The sequence below is a fragment of the Roseococcus sp. SYP-B2431 genome (assembly GCF_004336745.1).
Taxonomy (GTDB): domain Bacteria; phylum Pseudomonadota; class Alphaproteobacteria; order Acetobacterales; family Acetobacteraceae; genus Roseococcus.
Window position 1 is genome coordinate 33,715 of sequence record NZ_SJXD01000031.1, and the last position, 17,790, is coordinate 51,504.

The following is a 17,790-nucleotide window of genomic DNA, read 5'->3' on the forward strand; positions in this document are numbered from 1 at the left end:
CCCGGCCCGGCGGAGCGCTCAGGGGCGCTCCGTCATGAAGTGGCGGAACAGCTCCTCGTCCGGCCCGGCCGGCCCCGCCACCCGGCTCACCTTCTCCTCAACGAGGTGACGCTCGAACAGCTCGTCCAGCTTCCGGGCGGCCACCATGCGGCGGATCCGGTCCTGGGTGCGGCGCTCGTCCTCGCTGAGATGCCAGGCCCGCGCCATCAGCCGCGCGACCGCGTCGGGCGTGCCGACATGGCCGGCCATCATCAGGTGGTAGCGCGCCAGCTCGCGCCGCTTGCGGATCGCGCGGGACCACCATTCCGGGGTGAGCTCGCCGGAGAGGGCCAGCGGCGCCAGCTCGGCGAGCAGGCCGATCCGCCGCAGGAAGCCCGGCAGCGGATTCCCCAGCAGGGGCGCCTTGAGCCGCACGAGATTGGCGGGGTCCAGCCGCGCCACATGGCGCGCGTCGAGGCCGTCGAAGGGGTCGTAGGTGACGAAGACCCGCGCCGCCTGCCGCGCGCCCTCCTCCGCCCGCGCGAAACGGCCGCTCCAATCCAGCGACCGCGCCTCGGGGAACCGCGCATCCCAGGGCGTCAGCGCCGGATCCAGGTTCGTCGGCGGGTTGTGGGCCAGGACGATCGAGCCGGGCGTGCTGAAGGTCAGGGCGGCGAAGCCGCCCATCGACCCCCCGGTGAAGAGGACCCGGTCATAGGCGCCGACCAGGTCATGGAAGTCCGGCGACTGGAAGAAATCGTGAAGCGCCTCGCCCCGGTACCAGTCCGCCCGCCTCATCTTGACGCCGAGCACGGCCAGGCCCTGGTCGCGGAAGGCGCGGTGGAGCCAGGGCAGGCGATGCGGGGCCTGGGCGCTGTCATCCGTGTCGAAGGAGAGGACCAGGTCCGGGCCCTCCGGCGTGAAGTCGAGGCCATAATCCCCGACCTCCTTCAGCGCCCGGAAGTTGCTGGGGCGGCGGGCGCGGTCGCGCGCCAGGGGCGCGAGTTCCGCCTCCGCGCCCAGATGGTGAAGCTCGGCTGGTTCCATCGGTCCCGTCATGCATCCGGCAGCTTGCGTGGGGCGGCATCCTAGCCGGCTGCCGCCTTCCGCGCCATGTCGCGACGGGTTCCGGGCGTCAGGGCGTCTTCAGCGTCAGCCCCCCATCCACCACGATTTCGATGCCGGTGACGTATTTCGCCTCGTCCGAGGCCAGGTAGAGCGCGGCATAGGCGACGTCCCAGGCGTCGCCCATGCGGCCCATGGGCGGCTGGGCGTTGCGCTTCGCCACGATCGCCGCGACGTCGCCGCCGCTGCGCTGGCCGGCGAGCCGCGCCTCGACCAGCGGCGTGTGCATCAGGCCCGGCACCACCACGTTGCAGCGGATGCCGTGCGGCGCATAGCGGACGGCGATCATCTTGCTGAGCGCGGTCACGCCCGCCTTGGAGGCGGCATAGGCCATCAGGTCGTTGCCGATGTTGCGCAGCGCCGCGATGGAGGAGAGGTTCACAATCGCCCCGCCGCCCTGCTTCGTCATCAGCGGCAGGACGGCGCGCGTGCTGAGATGCACGTAGTGCAGGTTGTGGTGGAACTGCTTGTGCCAGGCCTCCGGCGTCAGCTCCTCCGGCCCGCCGGGCACGCTGCCGCCGACATTGTTCACCAGGATGTCGATGCGCCCGAAGGCCGCGATCGTGGCCGCGACGACGCGTGCGATCTCGCTCTCCTGCGTCACGTCGGCGGCGAGCGCGAAGGCCTGCCCGCCCTCCTTCGCGATCAGCGCCGTGGTCTCCTCGGCCGCGGCGAGGTGCAGGTCCACGCAGGCGACCTGCGCGCCCTCCCGCGCGAAGAGGAGGGCCATGGCGCGGCCATTGCCGATCCCCTCGCCGACGGAGCCCGCGCCGAGCAGCAGGACGCGCTTTCCCTGGAGGCGACCCGCCATCAGCGCTGCGCCCAGGGGGTGGTGGCCCAGAGCTGCCGGTAGCGCTGCTCGTCCTGCCGGAGCCGCGCGAACCAGGCCTCGCCCGGCTCGTGCTGCACCAGCAGCGAGCGCGCCTCGATCGCCTTGATGAATTCCGGATCCTTCGCGATGTCCTCCGTCGCCTCGCGGAAGCGCGAGACGACATGCGCGGGCGTCCCGGCCGGCATCACCAGGCCGCGCTCGGAGGCCATGTTCACGTCAACGCCCTTTTCCTTCAGCGTCGGCAGGTCCGGCGCGAAGCGGCTGCGCTGGGAGGCGGCGAGGGCCAGCAGGCGCATGCCGTCATTGTTGGTCAGCACATAGCCGAGGTTCAGCCCCGTCGCGACGATCTGGTTGCCGAGGATCGCGGTGCGGATCGGCGGATCGCCCTGGAAGGACACGTGGTTGAAGCGCAGCCCCGTCGCCACCTGGATGAGCACCATCAGCAGGTGATCGTCCGTGCCGATGCCGGGCGAGCCGAAGGTGATGGTCTCCGGCGCCCGCCGCGCGGACTCGAAGAGATCCTCGATGGTCCGGTAGGGCGAGGAGGCGGCGACCGAGATGGCGGAGGGATCGCCGATCAGATTGCCGATGCCGTGGAAGTCGGCGAGCCTGAACTGCGCCGGCCGCTCGATGGGGATGGTCAGCAGGCCCGGCATGTTGGTGGTGCCGATGATGGTGCCGTCCGCCCGTCCGCGCGCGACCGCCGCCAGCGCGACCTCGCCGCCCGCGCCCGGCCGGTTGGAGACGACCACCGTGCCGCCGATGCGCGGCTCCAGGAAGCGGGCGTAGAGGCGCGCGTCCACGTCGGTCGCGCCGCCGGGGGTGAAGCCGACGACGATCTCGATGGGCCGGTCCGGCCGCCAGGACTGGGCGAGCGCAGGCGCCGCCAGCAGGGCCGGTCCCGTGCCGAGCAGGGTGCGTCTTTTCATTCTTGTTCCTCCCTTGGCCGTCCGCGCGGCCGTTAAGCGGTGGGCTCGTTGCCCTTCAGCCATTTGATCAGCCGGCCGAGGCCCTCCTTCATGTCCACCTGCGGCTTCCAGCCGATGGCGTCGAAGGCCTTCTCATGCGCGATCCGGAAGGCGCCGCCCGAGGTGAGCCGCACCTTGCCCGGCGTGTCGCCGACGAAGACGGGCGAAGGCCCGCCGCCGGCGAGCTCCGTCACCAAGGCCACGAGCTGCTTCGTCGTGACCGGCCCGGGGCCCGAGCAGTTCACGGCGACGTTGCTGGCCGCGCTCTCGAAGGCCATGCGGTTGGCGCGGGCGAGGTCGCCCACATAGACGAAATGCTTGGTCTCGCTGCCGTCGCCGAAGATCTCGGGCGGCTCGCCCTTCCGCAGCTTCTCCAGTGTCTCGATGATGTAGAGCGCATTGGCCGCACGATGGTGCTGGCGCTCGCCATAGACGGTCGAGTAGCGCAGCACGACATGCGGCAGGCCGCGCTTGGCGGTGTAGGTGCGGCAGAGCTGCTCGCCGATGATCTTGCTGGCGCCGTAGAGGATGGCGGCCGGCGGCGCGCCCTCGGAGAAGAAGGGCGTGGTCTCCACGAGATCGCCCTGGATGCCCGGCCCATAGCCGTAGACCGCGTTGGAGGAGGCGAAGACCACCTTCTTCACGCCCCGCGTGGCGGCCGCCTCCAGCGCGTTCTGCACGCCGCGGATATTGACGTCGAGGCCGCCCCAGGGGTCGCGGTCCATGTTCAGCGTCATATAGGCGGCGAGCAGCAGGGCGCCGTCGCAGCCCTCCAGCGCCGACAGCAGGTCGCCCATGCGCATCACGTCGCCGCGGATGACCTTCAGCCGCGGATGGTCCTTCAGATGCGCGACGGCGGATTCGGCGCCCATGGAGAAGTTGTCGAAGAGGCGGACCTCCGCCGCGCCCGCGTCGAGCAGCTCGGCCGCCGTGGCCGAGCCGACGAGGCTCCCGCCGCCGATGATGATGAACCTGCCGCCGCCGATGGGCACCGAAGCCATGCGCTTCCTCCAGAAAACTTCTTCTGGAGGCGAGTGTGGAGCGCGGCGCCGATCAGGGCAATGCGGCGCCCCCCCTCAACGCCAGTCGATCGCCGGCAGCGTCGTGATCGGCAGCCGCGCGGCGGTGAGCCGGCGGTTGCGCAGCTCCAGCGGCGCGTCGATACGCGGCGGCCCGCCCTCCGGCGGCACGCGCGCGGCGAGGCCCAGCACCGTGCGCAGCACGGGCGCCTGGCCGGGCGCGATCACGCCGGCACTCGTGAGCAGCGTCACCGCCTCCTGCGCGCCGGTGAGCTGCAGATTGCCGCGGCCCTCCGGCTGCAGCGCCTGGTCGAGCGTCAGCGTGGCGGTGAGGTTGGCCACGACCTCGCCCGTGCGGAACTCGCCGCGCTCCAGGCTGAGCGCGCCGCCGGAGTTGCGCCAGGCCGCGGCGGTCGCCTGCGGCGGCCGCGTCAGCCGGCCGGTGACGTGGACGATGTCGAAGCGCGGCAGGCCCTGGACCGCGAATAGGTCGGCACGGATGTTCACCGCCGCGCCGAAGACCTCGGCCGAGATACGGTTGATCTCCGTCGCCTCGCCGATCCGCAGCCCCTCGCCCTCCAGCGTGCCGCCCTGGCCGTCCAGCCGCAGGCGGAACGCCAGCGCGCGCTGCTGGACCGGCGTGCTGCCGTTCAGATGGACGAGCGTCTGCGCGCCGTCGAGCGTGAGGCGGAGCTGGCGCGGATCCTGCGGGTAGATCGCCAGCGTCGCGCGCTCGGCGCGCCAGCCGAGGCCCATCGGCGAATCGACGCGCAGATGGTCGATTTTCAGCGCGGCGGCGAGCGGGAAGCCGCTGCGCACCGGCGGCGACAGCGTGATGCGCCAGCCCTCGGCGGTGCGTGCCCGGACCCAATTCGCCAGCTCGGCTTCGAGCCGGGTGGTAGCCTCCTGCCAGACGAAATAGGCGCCGCCTCCCGCAAGGGCGATCAGCACCAGGAGGACGGCCAACCATTTTTTCGCCATGCGAGACGGATTATAGGGGGAAGCTGGTTTCGCAAAGGTGCTTTCGAGGGTGTCGCCGTTGCCGCTGGATGCCGATGGGCATCTCTATGTCTTCGCCTATGGCTCGCTGATCTGGCGGCCCGGCTTTCCCAATCTGGGGCATGAGCCAGCCACGCTGCGCGGCTTCCACCGGCGCTTCTGCCTGTGGTCCCGGCATTATCGCGGCACGCCGGAGGCGCCCGGCCTGGTGCTGGGGCTGGACCGCGGCGGCAGCTGCCGGGGCGTGGCCTTCCGGGTCGCGGCCGCCGACGCGCCCGAGGTGCTGGACTATCTGGAGGCGCGCGAGAACCTCAACGGCGACAAGGTCTATCACCGCCGGGTGATGAAGCTGCGCCTCGCCGCCGGGCGGATCGTGGCGGGCATCGCCTATGTCGCGGACCGCGCGCACCCGGCCTATTGCCGGCCCTGCGAGCAGAGCACGGCGGCCACGATCGCGCGCGGGCGCGGCCAGGCCGGGCCGAACCGCGAGTACCTGGTGAACACGGCGAGCCAGCTCGCCTCGCTGGGCCTGCGCGACCCGAAGCTGGAGCGGCTGGTCCGGCTGGTGATGGCAACGCCCGGTTAAGGTTTTGCCCCGATGCTCCGTGGCGGAGGAAAAGCCAATGGAGGAGGATGTGCGCGAGGTGCGCGTCCGCTGCACGCGGCACCTGGCCGAACTGCACCGGCTGCACCTGACCCTGCTGGGCGAGACGCGCTGGCTGAAGCGCTTCACCACCGAGGGGCGCGCCTCGGTGGAGATCGAGATCGTGGCCGAGCTGATGGAGCAGTATCTCTCGGCCAGCGACGCCTTCCTGGAGAACATGCGCGGCCGGATGGAAGCGCGGCTCGGGCTGCTGCGGCGGGGCGAGCCGCTGGTGAACGGCAGGCCGGAGGACGCGCCGGGCCATGGCGGCTTCTGGCTGAGCTTTTCCCGGCTTTGCGCCGTGCTGCGGCGGGCCGCGCGATGAAGTTGTTGCCAGGACGGGGCGCGGCACCCTAACCCTCGGAGACGAGGCGCCGCAGACGCGCCCCATCCAGGGAAGTCACGAATGCCGCACGGCCAAGCCGATTCCACCCATGCCCTGGCCCCCCATGCCCTGGTCCCCCACGCCCTGGTCACGGTGCGCGAGGCCGTCCTCGCGCTGATGCGCGAGCTCGGCATGACCACGGTCTTCGGCAATCCCGGCTCGACCGAGCTGCCCTTCCTCGACCGCTGGCCGGAGGACTTCCGCTATGTCCTGGGCCTCCAGGAATCCTGCGTGGTCGGCATGGCGGACGGCTTCGCGCGCGCCAGCGGGCGGGCGGCCTTCTGCAACCTGCATTCGGCGGTCGGCGTGGGGCATGCGGCGGGCAATATCTTCACCGCCTACCGCAACCAGGCGCCGCTCGTGATCACGGTCGGCCAGCAGGCGCGCTCGCTGCTGCCGGGCAACCCGTTCCTCGGCGCCACCGAGGCGGCCAACTTTCCCCGGCCCTACGTCAAGTGGAGCATCGAGCCGGCGCGGGCCGAGGACGTGCCGGGGGCCATCGCCCATGCCCATCGGATCGCCATGCAGCGGCCCTGGGGGCCGACCCTGGTGAGCATCCCGATGGACGACTGGTCGGTGCCGACGCGGCCGGTCGCGGCGCGGCGGGTGAGCGTGGATGTCGCGCCCGACCCGGCCCTGCTCGACATGATGGCCGAGGCGCTGGGCCGCGCCGCCCGGCCGGTGCTGGTGGTGGGGCCGGAGGTGGATCAGGAGGGCGCCGGGCCGGCGCTGCTGGCGCTCGCCGAGCGGCTGGGCGCGCCCGTCCTCGCCAGCCCCTTCGCCAGCCGCATGGCCTTCCCCGAGGACCACCCGCTCTTCGCCGGCTTCCTCCCCGCCGCCCCCGGCGCGGTGGCGCAGGGCCTCGCGGGCCATGATTTAGTGGCGGTGATCGGCGCCCCGGTCTTCACCTTCCACGTCGCGGGCGAATGCGGCCTGTTCCACGACGGCACGCCCGTCTTCCAGCTCACCTCCGACATCGAGGCCGCCGCCGCGGCGGGGACGGGCACGGCGATCCTCGGCTCCATGCGGCTCGCCTTGCCGGCGCTGCTCTCGCGCCTCGGCGCCGCGAGCCGCGCCGTGCCCCCTCCGCGCGAGAGGCCGCCGGCGCCGCCCCCGGCCGCGCCGCTGCCCGCCGAATATCTCTTCGCCGCCCTGCGGCGGAGCATGCCGCAGGACGCGATCGTCGTGGAGGAGGCGCCCTCGCACCGGCCGGCGCTGCAGCGGCACCTGCCCATCACGCGCTGGGGCGGCTTCTACACCATGGCGAGCGGCGGCCTCGGCTATTCGCTGCCGGCGGCGGTGGGCGTCGCCATGGCGCAGCCCGGGACCCGGGTGGTGGCCGTCATCGGCGACGGCTCGATGATGTATTCGATCCAGGCGATCTGGACGGCCGTGCAGCACCGGCTGCCGCTCACCATCGTGGTCGTGAACAATGCCGGCTACGGCGCCATGCGCAGCTTCAGCCGCGTGCTCGGCGTCGAGGGCGCGCCGGGCATCGAGCTGCCGGGCCTGGACTTCGTGAGCCTCGCGGCCGGCATGGGCTGCCCCGGCCGGCGCGTCGAGGAGGCCGGGGGGCTGGAGGCGGCCCTGGCCGAGGCCTTCGCCGAGGACGGCCCGCGCCTCGTCGACGTGGCCGTGGACCATGCCGTCCCGCATCTCTACCAGAAGGCGAAGTAGATGCTGCGGCGCGCGCTCCTGGCCTCGCTGGCCCTTCCTTCCCTGGCGCAGGCCCAGCCGGCCTGGCCCGCGCGGCCGCTTCGCATCGTCGTGCCCTTCCCGCCCGGCGGCCTCGCGGACCTGCTGGCGCGCCCCCTGGCGGCGCGGCTCCAGGCCGCGCTGGGGCAGCCGGTGGTCGTCGAGAACCGGCCCGGCGCGGGCGGCAATATCGGCGCCGACGCGGTCGCGAAAGCGGCGCCGGACGGCGCCACCTGGCTGCTCGGCTCCATGGGGCCGCTGGCGGCCAACCAGTTTCTTTTTGCTGCCATGCCCTACGAGACGCGCACGGCCTTCGCGCCCACCTCGCTGCTGGTGAACACGCCCAAGGCGATCGTGGTGAATCGCGACCGGCCCTGGCGCAGCCTCGCCGAGCTGATCGCGGCCGCGAAGGCCGCGCCGGATTCGCTGCGGGCCGGCTCGGCGGGCAATGGCAGCTCGCTGCACATCGCGCTGGAGCTGCTGAAGCGGGAGAGCGGGACGGCCATCCTGCACGTGCCCTATCGCGGCGCGACCCCGGCGGTGACGGATCTCGTCGGCGGAAGGCTCGACCTGATCGTGGACAACCTGCCCAATATCCTGCCGCAGATCCGCGAGGGCACGGTGCGCGCGCTGGCCGTCGCCACGCCGGAGCGGCTGCCGCAGCTCCCCGAGGTGCCGACCACGGCGGAGGCGGGGCTGCCCGGCTTCGTCTTCGGGACCTGGTTCGGGCTGGCCGCGCCCGCCCGCACCCCGCCCGAGATCGTCGCGCGCATGGCCGCCGCCGTGGACGCGGCGCTGCGCGAGCCTGAGATTGGCGGAAGGCTGGCCGAGCAGGGCGCGGTGGTGGGCGGCGGCACGCCCGAGGCCTTCGCCAGCTTCATCGCGTCGCAGACCACCGCTCTGGAGGCGGTGATCCGCGACGCGCGCATCCGCGCCGAGTGAGGGCGCTCAGGCGTCCCGCAGGCTGACCCCGAAGGCCGCCTCGTAGCGTTCCGCGAAGCGCGGCTTCACCTCCGGATTGACGATGCGCGGGGGCATCCGCCCCGCGGCGAGGTCCGAGAAGGCCAGCGCCGCGATGCGCGTGATGTTGGAGCGGCTCTCATTGGTCACGCCCGCGGTGTGCTGGCTGGCGATCACGGCGGGGTGGTGCAGCAGCGGGTGGTCCACCGGCGGCGGCTCCAGCTCCCAGACGTCGAGGCCGGCGGAGGCGACTTGGCCGGATTGCAGCGCCGCCAGCAGGTCGTCCTCGTCGTGGATGGAGCCGCGGGCGGTCGTGACGAAGACCACGCCCTTCTTCATCTTCGCAAAGGCGGCGGCATCGATCATGCCGCGCGTCTCCGGCGTCAGCGGACAGTGGACGCTGACCACGTCGGCCTCGGCCAGCAGCGAGTCGAGATCGACCTTCCGGATGCCGCGCGCCTTCATCGTCCCGGCGTCGAGATAGGGGTCGGCGCCGATCATCTCGCAGCTGAAGGCGAGCCGGCAGATCTCCGAGACGCGCGAGCCGACATTCCCGCCGCCGATGACGCCGACCGTCTTGCCCTTGAGGTCGCGGCCCATCAGCGTGGCACGGTTCTGCGCGGTGCCAGCCTTCATGGCTGCGTGCGCCTCGGGCATTCGCTTGAGGCAGGCGAGCATCATGCCGACGGCGTGCTCGGCCACGCCCTCGGCATTGCCGCCCGCCTGGTTGATCAGGGCCACGCCGGACTCGGTGCAGGCGACGGGGTCGAGCGGGTCGTAGCCCGCGCCGTAGCTGGCCGCGACCAGCAGGTTGGGGAGCTTGCCCAGCAGCTCCGCATGGACGTGCAGCGGCTTCGGCAACTCGTCGCGCGAGGCCATGACGTAGTAGCCGTGGCAGGAGGAGAGGGTCTGCACCGCCTCGGCCGTGCTGGCCTCCAGCGGGATATGAATGACCTCGAGGTCCGGATCCCTGGCGCAGGTCTCGAGGAACATCGGATGGGGCACGAAGCCGTAATAGGCCAGGCGGAATTTCGGCATAGTCGAGTGATCACTCCCTTGTCCGGTCCAGGCTGGCGCGAAGCGGCGCGCTTGCAAAGGGGGCCGGTTGCCGGGGCCGGGCGGCGCTTCTAGGTTCCGGCCCGCTGAATTTCGGGAGTCGAGCATGCCGAACGTGCTGGTGGTCACCGCGCATCCGGGGGATTTCGTCTGGCGCGCGGGCGGGGCGATCGCGCTGCACGCCCAGGCGGGGCACAAGGTGCATATCGTCTGCCTGGCCTTCGGCGAGCGCGGCGAGAGCCAGGGCGCCTGGGCCAGGCCGGGCGCGACGCTGGAGATGGTGAAGGCCGGCCGCAAGGACGAGGCCGAGAAGGCCGCGGCGGTCCTCGGCGCCTCCATCGAGTTCTACGATGCCGGCGACTATCCGCTGGTGACGACGCCCGCGATGCTCGACCGCCTCGTCGACACCTTCCGCGCGCTGCGCCCGGAATTCGTGCTGACCCATGCGCCCAGCGATCCCTACAACATGGACCATCCCACGGCCTGCCAGTTCGCCCAGCATGCGCGCATCGTGGCGCAGGCGGCCGGCCACAGGCCGGGGCCGGACGCGGTGTATCGCGCGCCGCAGGTCTATATGTTCGAGCCTCACCAGACCGAGATGTGCGGCTTCAAGCCCGACGTCATCCTGAACATCGACCCCGTCTGGGACATCAAGCGCCGCGCCTTCGAATGCCTGCCCGCGCAGACGCATCTCTGGACCTATTACGAGCGCGTCGCGCTGAACCGCGGCATCCAGGGCGGCCGCAATGCCGGCATCAAGATGACCCACGGCGAGGCCTATCAGCGCGTCTTCCCCGAAGTGCTGGCGGAGCTGCACTGATGGATTTCTCCGTGACCGAGGAGCAGCAGGCGATCCGCGAAGGCGTGCTCGCCCTCTGCGCCGGCTTCGACGACGCCTACTGGCACCGCTGCGACAAGGAGCACGCCTTCCCGCACGAATTCCACAAGGCGATCGCGGAGGCCGGCTATCTCGGCATCTGCATCCCGGAGGAATATGGCGGCTCCGGCCTCGGCATCCACGAGGCGGCGATCATGATGGAGGCGATCAGCGGCTCCGGCGCCGGCATGACCGGCGCCTCCGCGATCCACATGAACATCTTCGGCCTCAACCCGGTGGTGGTCTTCGGCACCGCGGAGCAGAAGGCGCGCTTCCTGCCGCCGCTGGTGCGCGGCGAGGAGAAGGCCTGCTTCGGCGTGACGGAGCCCACCACGGGACTCGACACCACGCGGCTCAAGACCCGCGCGGTGAAGCGGGGCGACAAATACGTCGTCGACGGTCAGAAGGTCTGGATCAGCACGGCGCAGGTGGCCGACCGCATCCTGCTGCTGGCGCGCACCACGCCGCTGGACCAGGTGGCCAAGCCGACGGAAGGGCTCTCGCTCTTCTACACGAAGCTGGACCGCACGCGCTGCCGCGTCTCCGAGATCGACAAGATGGGCCGCGCCGGCGTGGACTCGAACGAGATCTTCTTCGAAGGCTACGAGGTGCCCGAGGAGGACCGCATCGGCGAGGAGGGCAAGGGCTTCCGCTACATCCTGCACGGGATGAATCCGGAGCGCGTGCTCATCGGCGCCGAGGCCATCGGGCTCGGCCGCGCGGCGCTGGGCCGGGCCACGGACTACGCCAAGGAGCGCGTGGTCTTCGGCCGTCCCATCGGCCAGAACCAGGGCGTGCAGCACCCGCTCGCGGCCGACTGGATGGCGCTGGAAGCGGCCTGGCTCATGGTGCAGAACGGGGCCTGGCGCTACGACCAGGGGCTCGACTGCGGCCCGCAGGCCAATGCCGGAAAATACCTCGCGGCCGAGGCCGGGCTGAAGGCCTGCCAGAACGCCATCATGACCCATGGCGGCTTCGGCTATGCCCGCGAGTATCACGTCGAGCGCTACCTGCGCGAGGTGATGATCCCCTGGATCGCGCCGGTCAGCCCCAACCTCATCCTCTGCCACATCGCTGAGCGCGTGCTGGGGCTGCCGAAGAGCTACTGACGCCCCCCTCAGCCCTCAACGCGGATGTTGTTCTGCCGCACCACGTCGCCCCAGAGGCGCATCTGGCGGCCGAAATGCTCGCCCATCACCTCCGGGCTGCTGGCGATCACGGTCACGCCCATCAGGCGCGTGAGGCGGCGGTTCACCTCCTCCTGGCGCAGCGCCTCGCCCAGCGCCGCATTGAAGCGGTCGATGAGCGGGCGGGGCGTGGCGGCGGGCGCATAGACCCCCCACCAGGGCGTGGCCTCCAGCCCCTCCAGCCCGCTCTCGACCAGCGTCGGCACCGAGAGCAGCGTGGGGTGGCGCGTGAGCGCGGTCTGCGCCAGCGGCCGCAGCGCCTCGGCCGCGAATTGCGCGGAGAGCACCGTGGTGGCCGCGATGATCGCATCGACCTGATTGCCGATGGTCGCCGTGACGGCCGGCGCCGCGCCGCCGCCGAAGGGCACATGGACCATGCGCAGCCCCTGGCGCTGAGCGATCAGCGCCATGGTCAGATGGCCGAGGCTGCCGAGCCCGGCCGAGGTGTAGTTGATCTCGTCCGGCCGCGCGCGCGCCGCGGCCAGCAGGTCGGGCAGCGAGCGGTAGGGCCGCGCGGGATGCGCGGCGATGACGTTGGGCGCCGTGCCGATCAGCATCACGGGCGCCAGGTCGCGCTCATGGTCGAAGGGCTGCGAGGGCAGCATCGACGGGTTCACCGCATGGGTGTCGAAGACGATGAGCCAGGTGTTGCCGTCGCCCGCCGCGCGGGCCGCCGCCGCCGCGCCGATACTGCCGAAGGCGCCGGGCCGGTTCTCGACGACCACCGTCACGCCGTAGCGCTGCTGCAGCCCCGGCTGGACGAGGCGCGCGATCTGATCGGAGGTCCCGCCCGCGGCGAAGGGCACCAGCAGCCGGATGGGGCCCTGCGAGCCCTGGGCTCGTGCCACCGCAGGCGTCACCAACCCGGCGGCGATCGCGCCGCGCCTGGTCCATTGAGTCATGGCAAATCTCTCTCCCGTCTGCCGCTCCGGCTTTGGTGCCGCGGCTTCTTATATGAACCAACGGTAAGGCGAGCGGAGCGGCGATGGCAAGGGCGAAGGGTGCGTTCAGCCCGGCGGGCGGTGCCCCGCCCAGGGCCGCGCCTGCTCGAGCAGCGCGCCCAGCCGCAGGACATCCGTCTCCGCGCCCCATTTCCCCACCACCTGCACCGCCGTCGGCAGGCCGTCGGCGCCGAAGCCCGAGGGCAGCGAGAGCGCCGGATGGCCCGTGAGGTTGAAGGGGTACTGATAGGCCGTCCAACCCTGGCGCGTGATGCCGCATTTCACCCCGTCCACCTCGACCTCGTCATTCGCCGCGTCGAACTCCACCGGCAGGGCGGTGCGGCTCATCGTCGGCGTGACGAGGAAGTCGTAGCGCCCGAACAGCGCCTGGATCGCGCGGAACAGCCGCGTGCGGGCGAATTGCGCGCGGCGGTAGTCGTGCAGGCCGAAGCCGTTCCCGCGCTCCATGAAGGCGAGCGTCACCGGGTCCATCTGGTTCTGCCAGCGCGGCAGGAACTGCGCGAAGCCCACCGCGAAGCCCGCCTGGTAGAGGATGCGCCCCTCATGCTCGATCCAGTCGATCTCGTCGGTGACCTCCTCGACCGCCGCGCCCATCGCGGCCCAGGCGTCCAGCGAGGCCCGGGTGTTCGCCGCCACGTCGGCCGCCACGCGCGGATTGTGGCAGCGCGGGATATAGCCGATGCGCACCGCCGAGAGATCGGCGCCGGTGAGCTGCGGCGAGAGCCGCCGCCGGTCCTCGCCCTTCAGCGACCACACGTCCCCGGCGGCGCCGCCGCTCAGCACCGCATGCATCACGGCGGCATCGGTGACGGTGCGGGCCAGCGGCCCGGCATAGGTGTTGTTGGAGAAGCTGTCCGTCGCGGATTCATAGGGCACGGCGCCGAGCGTGGGCTTCAGCCCGACCACGCCGCAGCAGGCGGCCGGCCCGCGCACGGAGCCCGCGCCGTCCGTGCCGAGGCCCAGCGGCCCGAGCCCCGCCGCGACCGCCGCCGCCGCGCCGCCACTCGATCCGCCGGAGGTGCGGCCGAGGTTCCAGGGGTTGCGGGTGATGCCGTGGGGCGGGCTGTCGGTCAGGCCCTTGTTGCCGAATTCGGGCGTGGTGGATTTGCCCAGGATGATCGCGCCCGCCGCGCGCAGCCGCGCGACCAGCACGTCGTCCGCTGCGGCGGGCGGCGCGTCGGCGAAGATCGCCGAGCCCTTGCGGGTGGGCACGCCCTTCACGTCCAGCAGGTCCTTGATATGGACGGGGACGCCGTGCAACGGACCGAGCGGCGCGCCGGCCTGCACGGCCGCCTCCGCCCTGACGGCCTCCGCCCGTGCCTCCCCGGCCATGACCTCGACGAAGACGTTCAGCCGCGGCTGCTGGAGCTCGATCGCCGCCAGCACGGCCTCCAGATAATCGACCGGCGAGAGCGCGCCGCGGCGGATGAGTGCCGCGGCGGTGCTAGCGGGCGTGAAGAGAAGGTCGGCGTCGGGCATGGGGGTCTCCGGCTTGCCGGCCGAGAGTGCTGGCGCATCGCGCGGGGCACAAGCGGGCCCCGGAACCGACCGCCGCAGGAGATTATACGCTTTTCCCCGCGGCCCCTGTATCTTTCGGCACGAAGCCCCCAGACTTGCGGGCGGGAGACGTTGCACACGCGGTCAGAATTGGATCGAAGGGAGGCGAGGCAGGGATGATGTTCGACTGGATCAGGCGCGGCGCTTGCGCGGCCATGCTGCTCACGGGACTCGGCGCGAATGGCGGCGCCCAGGCGCAGGAATTCCCGCAGCCGGGCCGCCCGCTGATGTTCGTCTCCGGCTTCCCGGCCGGCACCGCCATCGACATCTATGGCCGCATCATTCTCGAGCGCGTCCAGCGCGAGCTCGGCGTGCCCATGGTCATCGACATCCGCTCCGGCGCCTCGGGCAATATCGGCATGGAGCACGTGGCGCGCGCGGCGCCGGACGGGCACACGATCACGCTCGCCACCTCGGCCATGATGGCGATCAACCCGGCCGTCTTCCCGCGCATGCCGATCGACACGCAGGCCGACCTCGTGCCGATCCTGGGCGTCTTCGACGCGCCGAACTTCATGACGGTGAGCACGGAGAAGCGGCCCGACTTCACCACCTGCCAGGCCGTGGTCGATGCGGCGCGGGCCCGCCCCGGCCAGCTGAACTACGCGAGCACGGGCAATGGCGCCTCCACGCATCTTGCCGGCGCGCAATTCGCCTCGGTGCTGGGGCTCAACCTCGTGCACGTGCCCTATCGCGGCGGGCCCTTCGCCATGACGGCGCTGTACCAGGGCGACGTGGACGTCTTCTTCTACCAGACCGGCCCAGTGATCGAGTTCTACCGCCAGGGCCGCGTGCGCCTGCTCGCCGTCACCTCCGGCCAGCGCGTGGCCGCCGTGCCGGAGGTCCCGACCGTGGCGGAGGCCTGCAACCTGCCCGGCTTCGACAGCACCACCTGGTACGCGCTGATGGCGCCGGCGCGCACCCCGCAGCCCATCCTGAATCGCCTCACCGAGGTCTTCACCCGCGTGGCGAACGAGCCCGAGGTGCGCGAGCGCATCGCCGCCATGGGCTTCACACCCAACGTGCAGCCGCCCGAGGCGACGCGCGCGCGGCTGGCCCGCGACATCGTCACCTGGCGGGACGTCGTCGCGCGGACCGGCGCGCGCGCGGAGTAGAGCATGATCGCCGCGGGTGGAATCACCGGAGGCGTGGATCAGGCTCCAGACGAGAGGCTGGAGGCCTTGCCGTGAGCGCTTGCGAGCGGAAAAGCCTCTCGAGCATGATCGCCGCGGGTGGAATCACCGGAGGCGTGAATCAGGCTCCGGACGAGAGGCTGGAGACCTTGCCGTGAGCGCTTGCGAGCGGAAAAGCCTCTAGCATGGACCTCCGCCAGCTCCAGCTCTTCCGGCGCATCGTCGCCGAGGGCAGCTTCTCCCGGGCGGCGGCGGCGCTCGGCATCGCGCAGCCGGCGCTGAGCCGGCAGGTGCGCGCGCTGGAGGAGGAGCTCGGGATCCGCCTGCTCCATCGCAACGGCCGCGGCGTGAGCCCGACCGAGGAGGGGCGGCGCTTCGCCGACGCGGTCTCGCCCGTGCTGGACGATCTGGACCGCATCCGCGAGGAGGCCATGGCGGCGCAGGGCGTGGCGCGCGGCAGGCTGCGCGTGGCCATGCCGCCCTCGGTCGCCGCCGCGCTGGGGCCGGCGCTGATGCGCCACCTGCGCGCGGCGATGCCGGAGGTGCAGCTGAACCTGCGCGACGGCTTCACCGGCACCATCCACGAATGGCTGACGCGCGGCGAGGTGGACATCGCCGTGCTCAATACGATGCGGCGCAGCGCGGCGGTGAAGACCGAGCCGCTCTACGACGCGCATCTCTTCCTGGTCCATCCGCCGGGCGACGAGCGGGTGGCGCGGCTGCTCACGCCCTCGGGCGAGATTTCGCTGGCCGACCTGGCCACGCTGCCGCTGCTGCTGCCCGGCCGGCATCACGGCGTCCGGCGCGAGATCGCGGCGGCGCTCAGCGCGGCCGGCCTCGTCGCGACGCAGGTCGAGGACGTGGATTCGCTGACGGGCGTGAAGCACATGGTGGCCGAGGGGCTCGGCTACACGCTCTTCGCCTGGGACGCGGTGGCGCTGGAGATCGAGGCGGGCGCGCTGGCGGCGGCGCGGGTCTGCGCGCCGGTGCTGCTGCACGGCTTCGTGCTCGGCACCTCGGCCGAGGTCTCGCCCGCGGCGCGCGCCGTGATGCGCTTCTTGCGCGAGGAAGTGCGCCGGCGCATCGCGGATGGAAGGCTGCGCGGCAGCCTCGGCTGACGGGACCGGGAGGGGCCCGCCCCTCCCGGTCGTGACCCGCCGCTACCGCCGCATGGGCTCCACGCGCAGCGCCACGCTCCGCCCATAGACGATGTCCACCTGCTGCCCGGGCCGCAGCGAGCGCGCGAATTCCACCATCTCGGGCTGCCGCGGCCGCGCCGTGCGCCGCACGCCCGCCGGCCCGGTGAAGGTCACCGCCCCGGTGCGGCGGTTCACGGCATCGACCGTCACGCGTGCGCGCACCCCTTCGGCCGCGCCCGCGCCGGGCCGCTGGCCGGGCGCGGTCCGCGCCCCGGCGACCCCGGCCCCGCCCGGCCCCGCGCCATCGGCCGGATTGGCGAGCGCCACGATCAGCGCCTCGCCGAACTCCAGCACGACGGTGTCGCCGGGATGGACCTGCGCCAGGTTGCGCACATTGGGCCCGGCCACGACCGTCTCGAAGGTGCCGTCCTCGCCGCGCAGCACCAGCTGGCGCGTGCTGCGGTCGATCGATTCCACCACGGCGCTCGCGGTGGCGGTGCGGCTCACGACGGCACCCTCGGGGGCCTGGGCGAAAGCTGGGGCGGCGGCCAGCAGCCCCGCGGCGAGGCCGAGTTGGAACAGGCGCATGCGACGTGTCTCCCTGATGGTTCGCCGGCTCCGGGCGCGGCGGGGCAAGCCTACAACCCTGGCAGCCCTGCATGCGAGCGCAGCTTTCAGCCGGATCGCCTGCCGGCCGTGGCCCGGGGCGCGAGGGCCCCGGCCGATTCCGGGGCAGAGCCGATTCAGGGTCCGCGGGAATCGAGGCGGACCACCGCCGTCAGGTCGGTGTCCTGCGTGCGCGCGCCGGCGCGCGTGAGCAGGGCATGGACCTGGCCGCGATGATGCGTCTGGTGGTTGAAGAAATGCGTGACCGCGAGCCAGCGCGGATCGCGCCGCTCGCGCTGGGCGCCGCGGCTGAACCAGACGAGCTCCCGGTCCAGCGCCTCCTGGGTGAGGCCGGCCGCCCAGCCCTCGATGCGCGCGTCCAGCTCCCGCCGCACGGCGGAGAGCTCGCCCCAATCGGCGTGGAGCGCGGTGCTGCCGGGGATGCCGGCCGAAGGCGCCTCCCATCCGTCGAAGCGGCTCATCCAGATGCGGTCGCCCCAGACCAGGTGGTTCAGCGTGGCGTGGATGCCGCCGAAGAAGGCGCCGCGGTCGGCCCGGCGCTCCTCGTCCGGGAGCGTGTCCGCGGCGGCATAGGTCCGCCGGTTCATCTCGCTGTTATAGGCCGCCATGGCGCGGACCCAGGCCGGCTGGATCATCTGGACCTCCTG

Annotated in this window: 18 protein-coding genes; 8 read left to right on the forward strand and 10 right to left on the reverse strand. The window is 72.1% G+C overall.

Annotated elements, in window-relative coordinates:
* Nucleotides 1–18: 18 nt before the first annotated feature.
* The 5 genes from EJV46_RS22075 to EJV46_RS22095 form a co-directional block, all read right to left on the reverse strand.
* Entirely contained in the window at nt 19–1,026 is a 1,008-nt protein-coding gene (locus EJV46_RS22075; RefSeq protein ID WP_131550901.1) for a hypothetical protein, read from the reverse strand.
* 88 nt (nt 1,027–1,114) lie between these two features.
* Nucleotides 1,115–1,915 carry an SDR family NAD(P)-dependent oxidoreductase gene (locus EJV46_RS22080; RefSeq protein ID WP_131550902.1) on the reverse strand — a complete coding sequence of 267 codons (801 nt, stop codon included), beginning with the start codon at nt 1,913–1,915 and terminating at the stop codon, nt 1,115–1,117.
* On the reverse strand, nt 1,915–2,865 hold the full coding sequence (locus EJV46_RS22085; RefSeq protein ID WP_165585685.1) for a tripartite tricarboxylate transporter substrate binding protein: 951 nt from the start codon (nt 2,863–2,865) through the stop codon (nt 1,915–1,917). The genes EJV46_RS22080 and EJV46_RS22085 overlap by 1 nt, the downstream gene beginning before the upstream one ends.
* 32 nt (nt 2,866–2,897) lie before the next feature.
* The gene (locus EJV46_RS22090; RefSeq protein ID WP_131550904.1) at nt 2,898–3,905 is read right to left on the reverse strand and encodes an NAD(P)-dependent oxidoreductase; all 1,008 of its coding nucleotides are present in this window, start codon (nt 3,903–3,905) and stop codon (nt 2,898–2,900) included.
* A 75-nt stretch (nt 3,906–3,980) separates the two neighbouring features.
* On the reverse strand, nt 3,981–4,904 hold the full coding sequence (locus EJV46_RS22095) for a DUF2125 domain-containing protein (protein ID WP_131550905.1): 924 nt from the start codon (nt 4,902–4,904) through the stop codon (nt 3,981–3,983).
* 49 nt (nt 4,905–4,953) lie between these two features.
* On the opposite strand from EJV46_RS22095, the gene EJV46_RS22100 reads away from it, so the two are divergent.
* The 4 genes from EJV46_RS22100 to EJV46_RS22115 all read left to right on the forward strand — a co-directional run bounded on the left by EJV46_RS22100 (nt 4,954) and on the right by EJV46_RS22115 (nt 8,587).
* Entirely contained in the window at nt 4,954–5,508 is a 555-nt protein-coding gene (locus EJV46_RS22100) for a gamma-glutamylcyclotransferase (RefSeq protein ID WP_370323111.1), read from the forward strand.
* Between the two features lie 37 nt (nt 5,509–5,545).
* Complete coding sequence (locus EJV46_RS22105) at nt 5,546–5,890, forward strand: hypothetical protein (protein WP_131550907.1); 345 nt, start codon at nt 5,546–5,548, stop codon at nt 5,888–5,890.
* An 81-nt stretch (nt 5,891–5,971) separates the two neighbouring features.
* Nucleotides 5,972–7,627: a benzoylformate decarboxylase gene (gene mdlC, locus EJV46_RS22110; protein ID WP_131550908.1), complete on the forward strand. Its 1,656-nt coding sequence runs from the start codon at nt 5,972–5,974 to the stop codon at nt 7,625–7,627.
* Complete coding sequence (locus tag EJV46_RS22115) at nt 7,628–8,587, forward strand: tripartite tricarboxylate transporter substrate binding protein (RefSeq protein ID WP_131550909.1); 960 nt, start codon at nt 7,628–7,630, stop codon at nt 8,585–8,587.
* 6 nt (nt 8,588–8,593) lie between these two features.
* Here EJV46_RS22115 and EJV46_RS22120 read toward each other — a convergent pair whose 3' ends face one another.
* Complete coding sequence (locus EJV46_RS22120) at nt 8,594–9,643, reverse strand: NAD(P)-dependent oxidoreductase (protein ID WP_131550910.1); 1,050 nt, start codon at nt 9,641–9,643, stop codon at nt 8,594–8,596.
* A gap of 124 nt (nt 9,644–9,767) precedes the next feature.
* Between EJV46_RS22120 and EJV46_RS22125 the strand changes: the two genes are divergently transcribed.
* Complete coding sequence (locus EJV46_RS22125; protein ID WP_131550911.1) at nt 9,768–10,481, forward strand: PIG-L deacetylase family protein; 714 nt, start codon at nt 9,768–9,770, stop codon at nt 10,479–10,481.
* Nucleotides 10,481–11,647 carry an acyl-CoA dehydrogenase family protein gene (locus EJV46_RS22130; RefSeq protein ID WP_131550912.1) on the forward strand — a complete coding sequence of 389 codons (1,167 nt, stop codon included), beginning with the start codon at nt 10,481–10,483 and terminating at the stop codon, nt 11,645–11,647. Before EJV46_RS22125 ends, EJV46_RS22130 begins: the two co-directional genes overlap by 1 nt.
* A gap of 8 nt (nt 11,648–11,655) precedes the next feature.
* On the opposite strand, the gene EJV46_RS22135 is transcribed toward EJV46_RS22130, so the two are convergent.
* Entirely contained in the window at nt 11,656–12,627 is a 972-nt protein-coding gene (locus EJV46_RS22135; RefSeq protein WP_131550913.1) for a tripartite tricarboxylate transporter substrate-binding protein, read from the reverse strand.
* 105 nt (nt 12,628–12,732) lie between these two features.
* Nucleotides 12,733–14,166 carry an amidase gene (locus EJV46_RS22140; protein ID WP_131550914.1) on the reverse strand — a complete coding sequence of 478 codons (1,434 nt, stop codon included), beginning with the start codon at nt 14,164–14,166 and terminating at the stop codon, nt 12,733–12,735.
* Nucleotides 14,167–14,363: 197 nt separating this feature from the next.
* Here EJV46_RS22140 and EJV46_RS22145 point away from each other — a divergent pair, with 197 nt between their 5' ends.
* Both EJV46_RS22145 and EJV46_RS22150 read left to right on the forward strand, forming a co-directional pair.
* Complete coding sequence (locus EJV46_RS22145) at nt 14,364–15,359, forward strand: tripartite tricarboxylate transporter substrate binding protein (RefSeq protein ID WP_240782700.1); 996 nt, start codon at nt 14,364–14,366, stop codon at nt 15,357–15,359.
* 203 nt (nt 15,360–15,562) lie between these two features.
* Nucleotides 15,563–16,495: a LysR family transcriptional regulator gene (locus EJV46_RS22150; RefSeq protein ID WP_131550915.1), complete on the forward strand. Its 933-nt coding sequence runs from the start codon at nt 15,563–15,565 to the stop codon at nt 16,493–16,495.
* Between the two features lie 42 nt (nt 16,496–16,537).
* Here the strand turns inward: EJV46_RS22150 and EJV46_RS22155 are convergent, their stop codons facing one another.
* Both EJV46_RS22155 and EJV46_RS22160 read right to left on the reverse strand, forming a co-directional pair.
* Nucleotides 16,538–17,104: a hypothetical protein gene (locus EJV46_RS22155; RefSeq protein WP_131550916.1), complete on the reverse strand. Its 567-nt coding sequence runs from the start codon at nt 17,102–17,104 to the stop codon at nt 16,538–16,540.
* 155 nt (nt 17,105–17,259) lie between these two features.
* Nucleotides 17,260–17,778, reverse strand: coding sequence for a DinB family protein (locus EJV46_RS22160; RefSeq protein WP_131550917.1), 519 nt, complete (start codon nt 17,776–17,778; stop codon nt 17,260–17,262).
* Between the last annotated feature and the right edge of the window lie 12 nt (nt 17,779–17,790).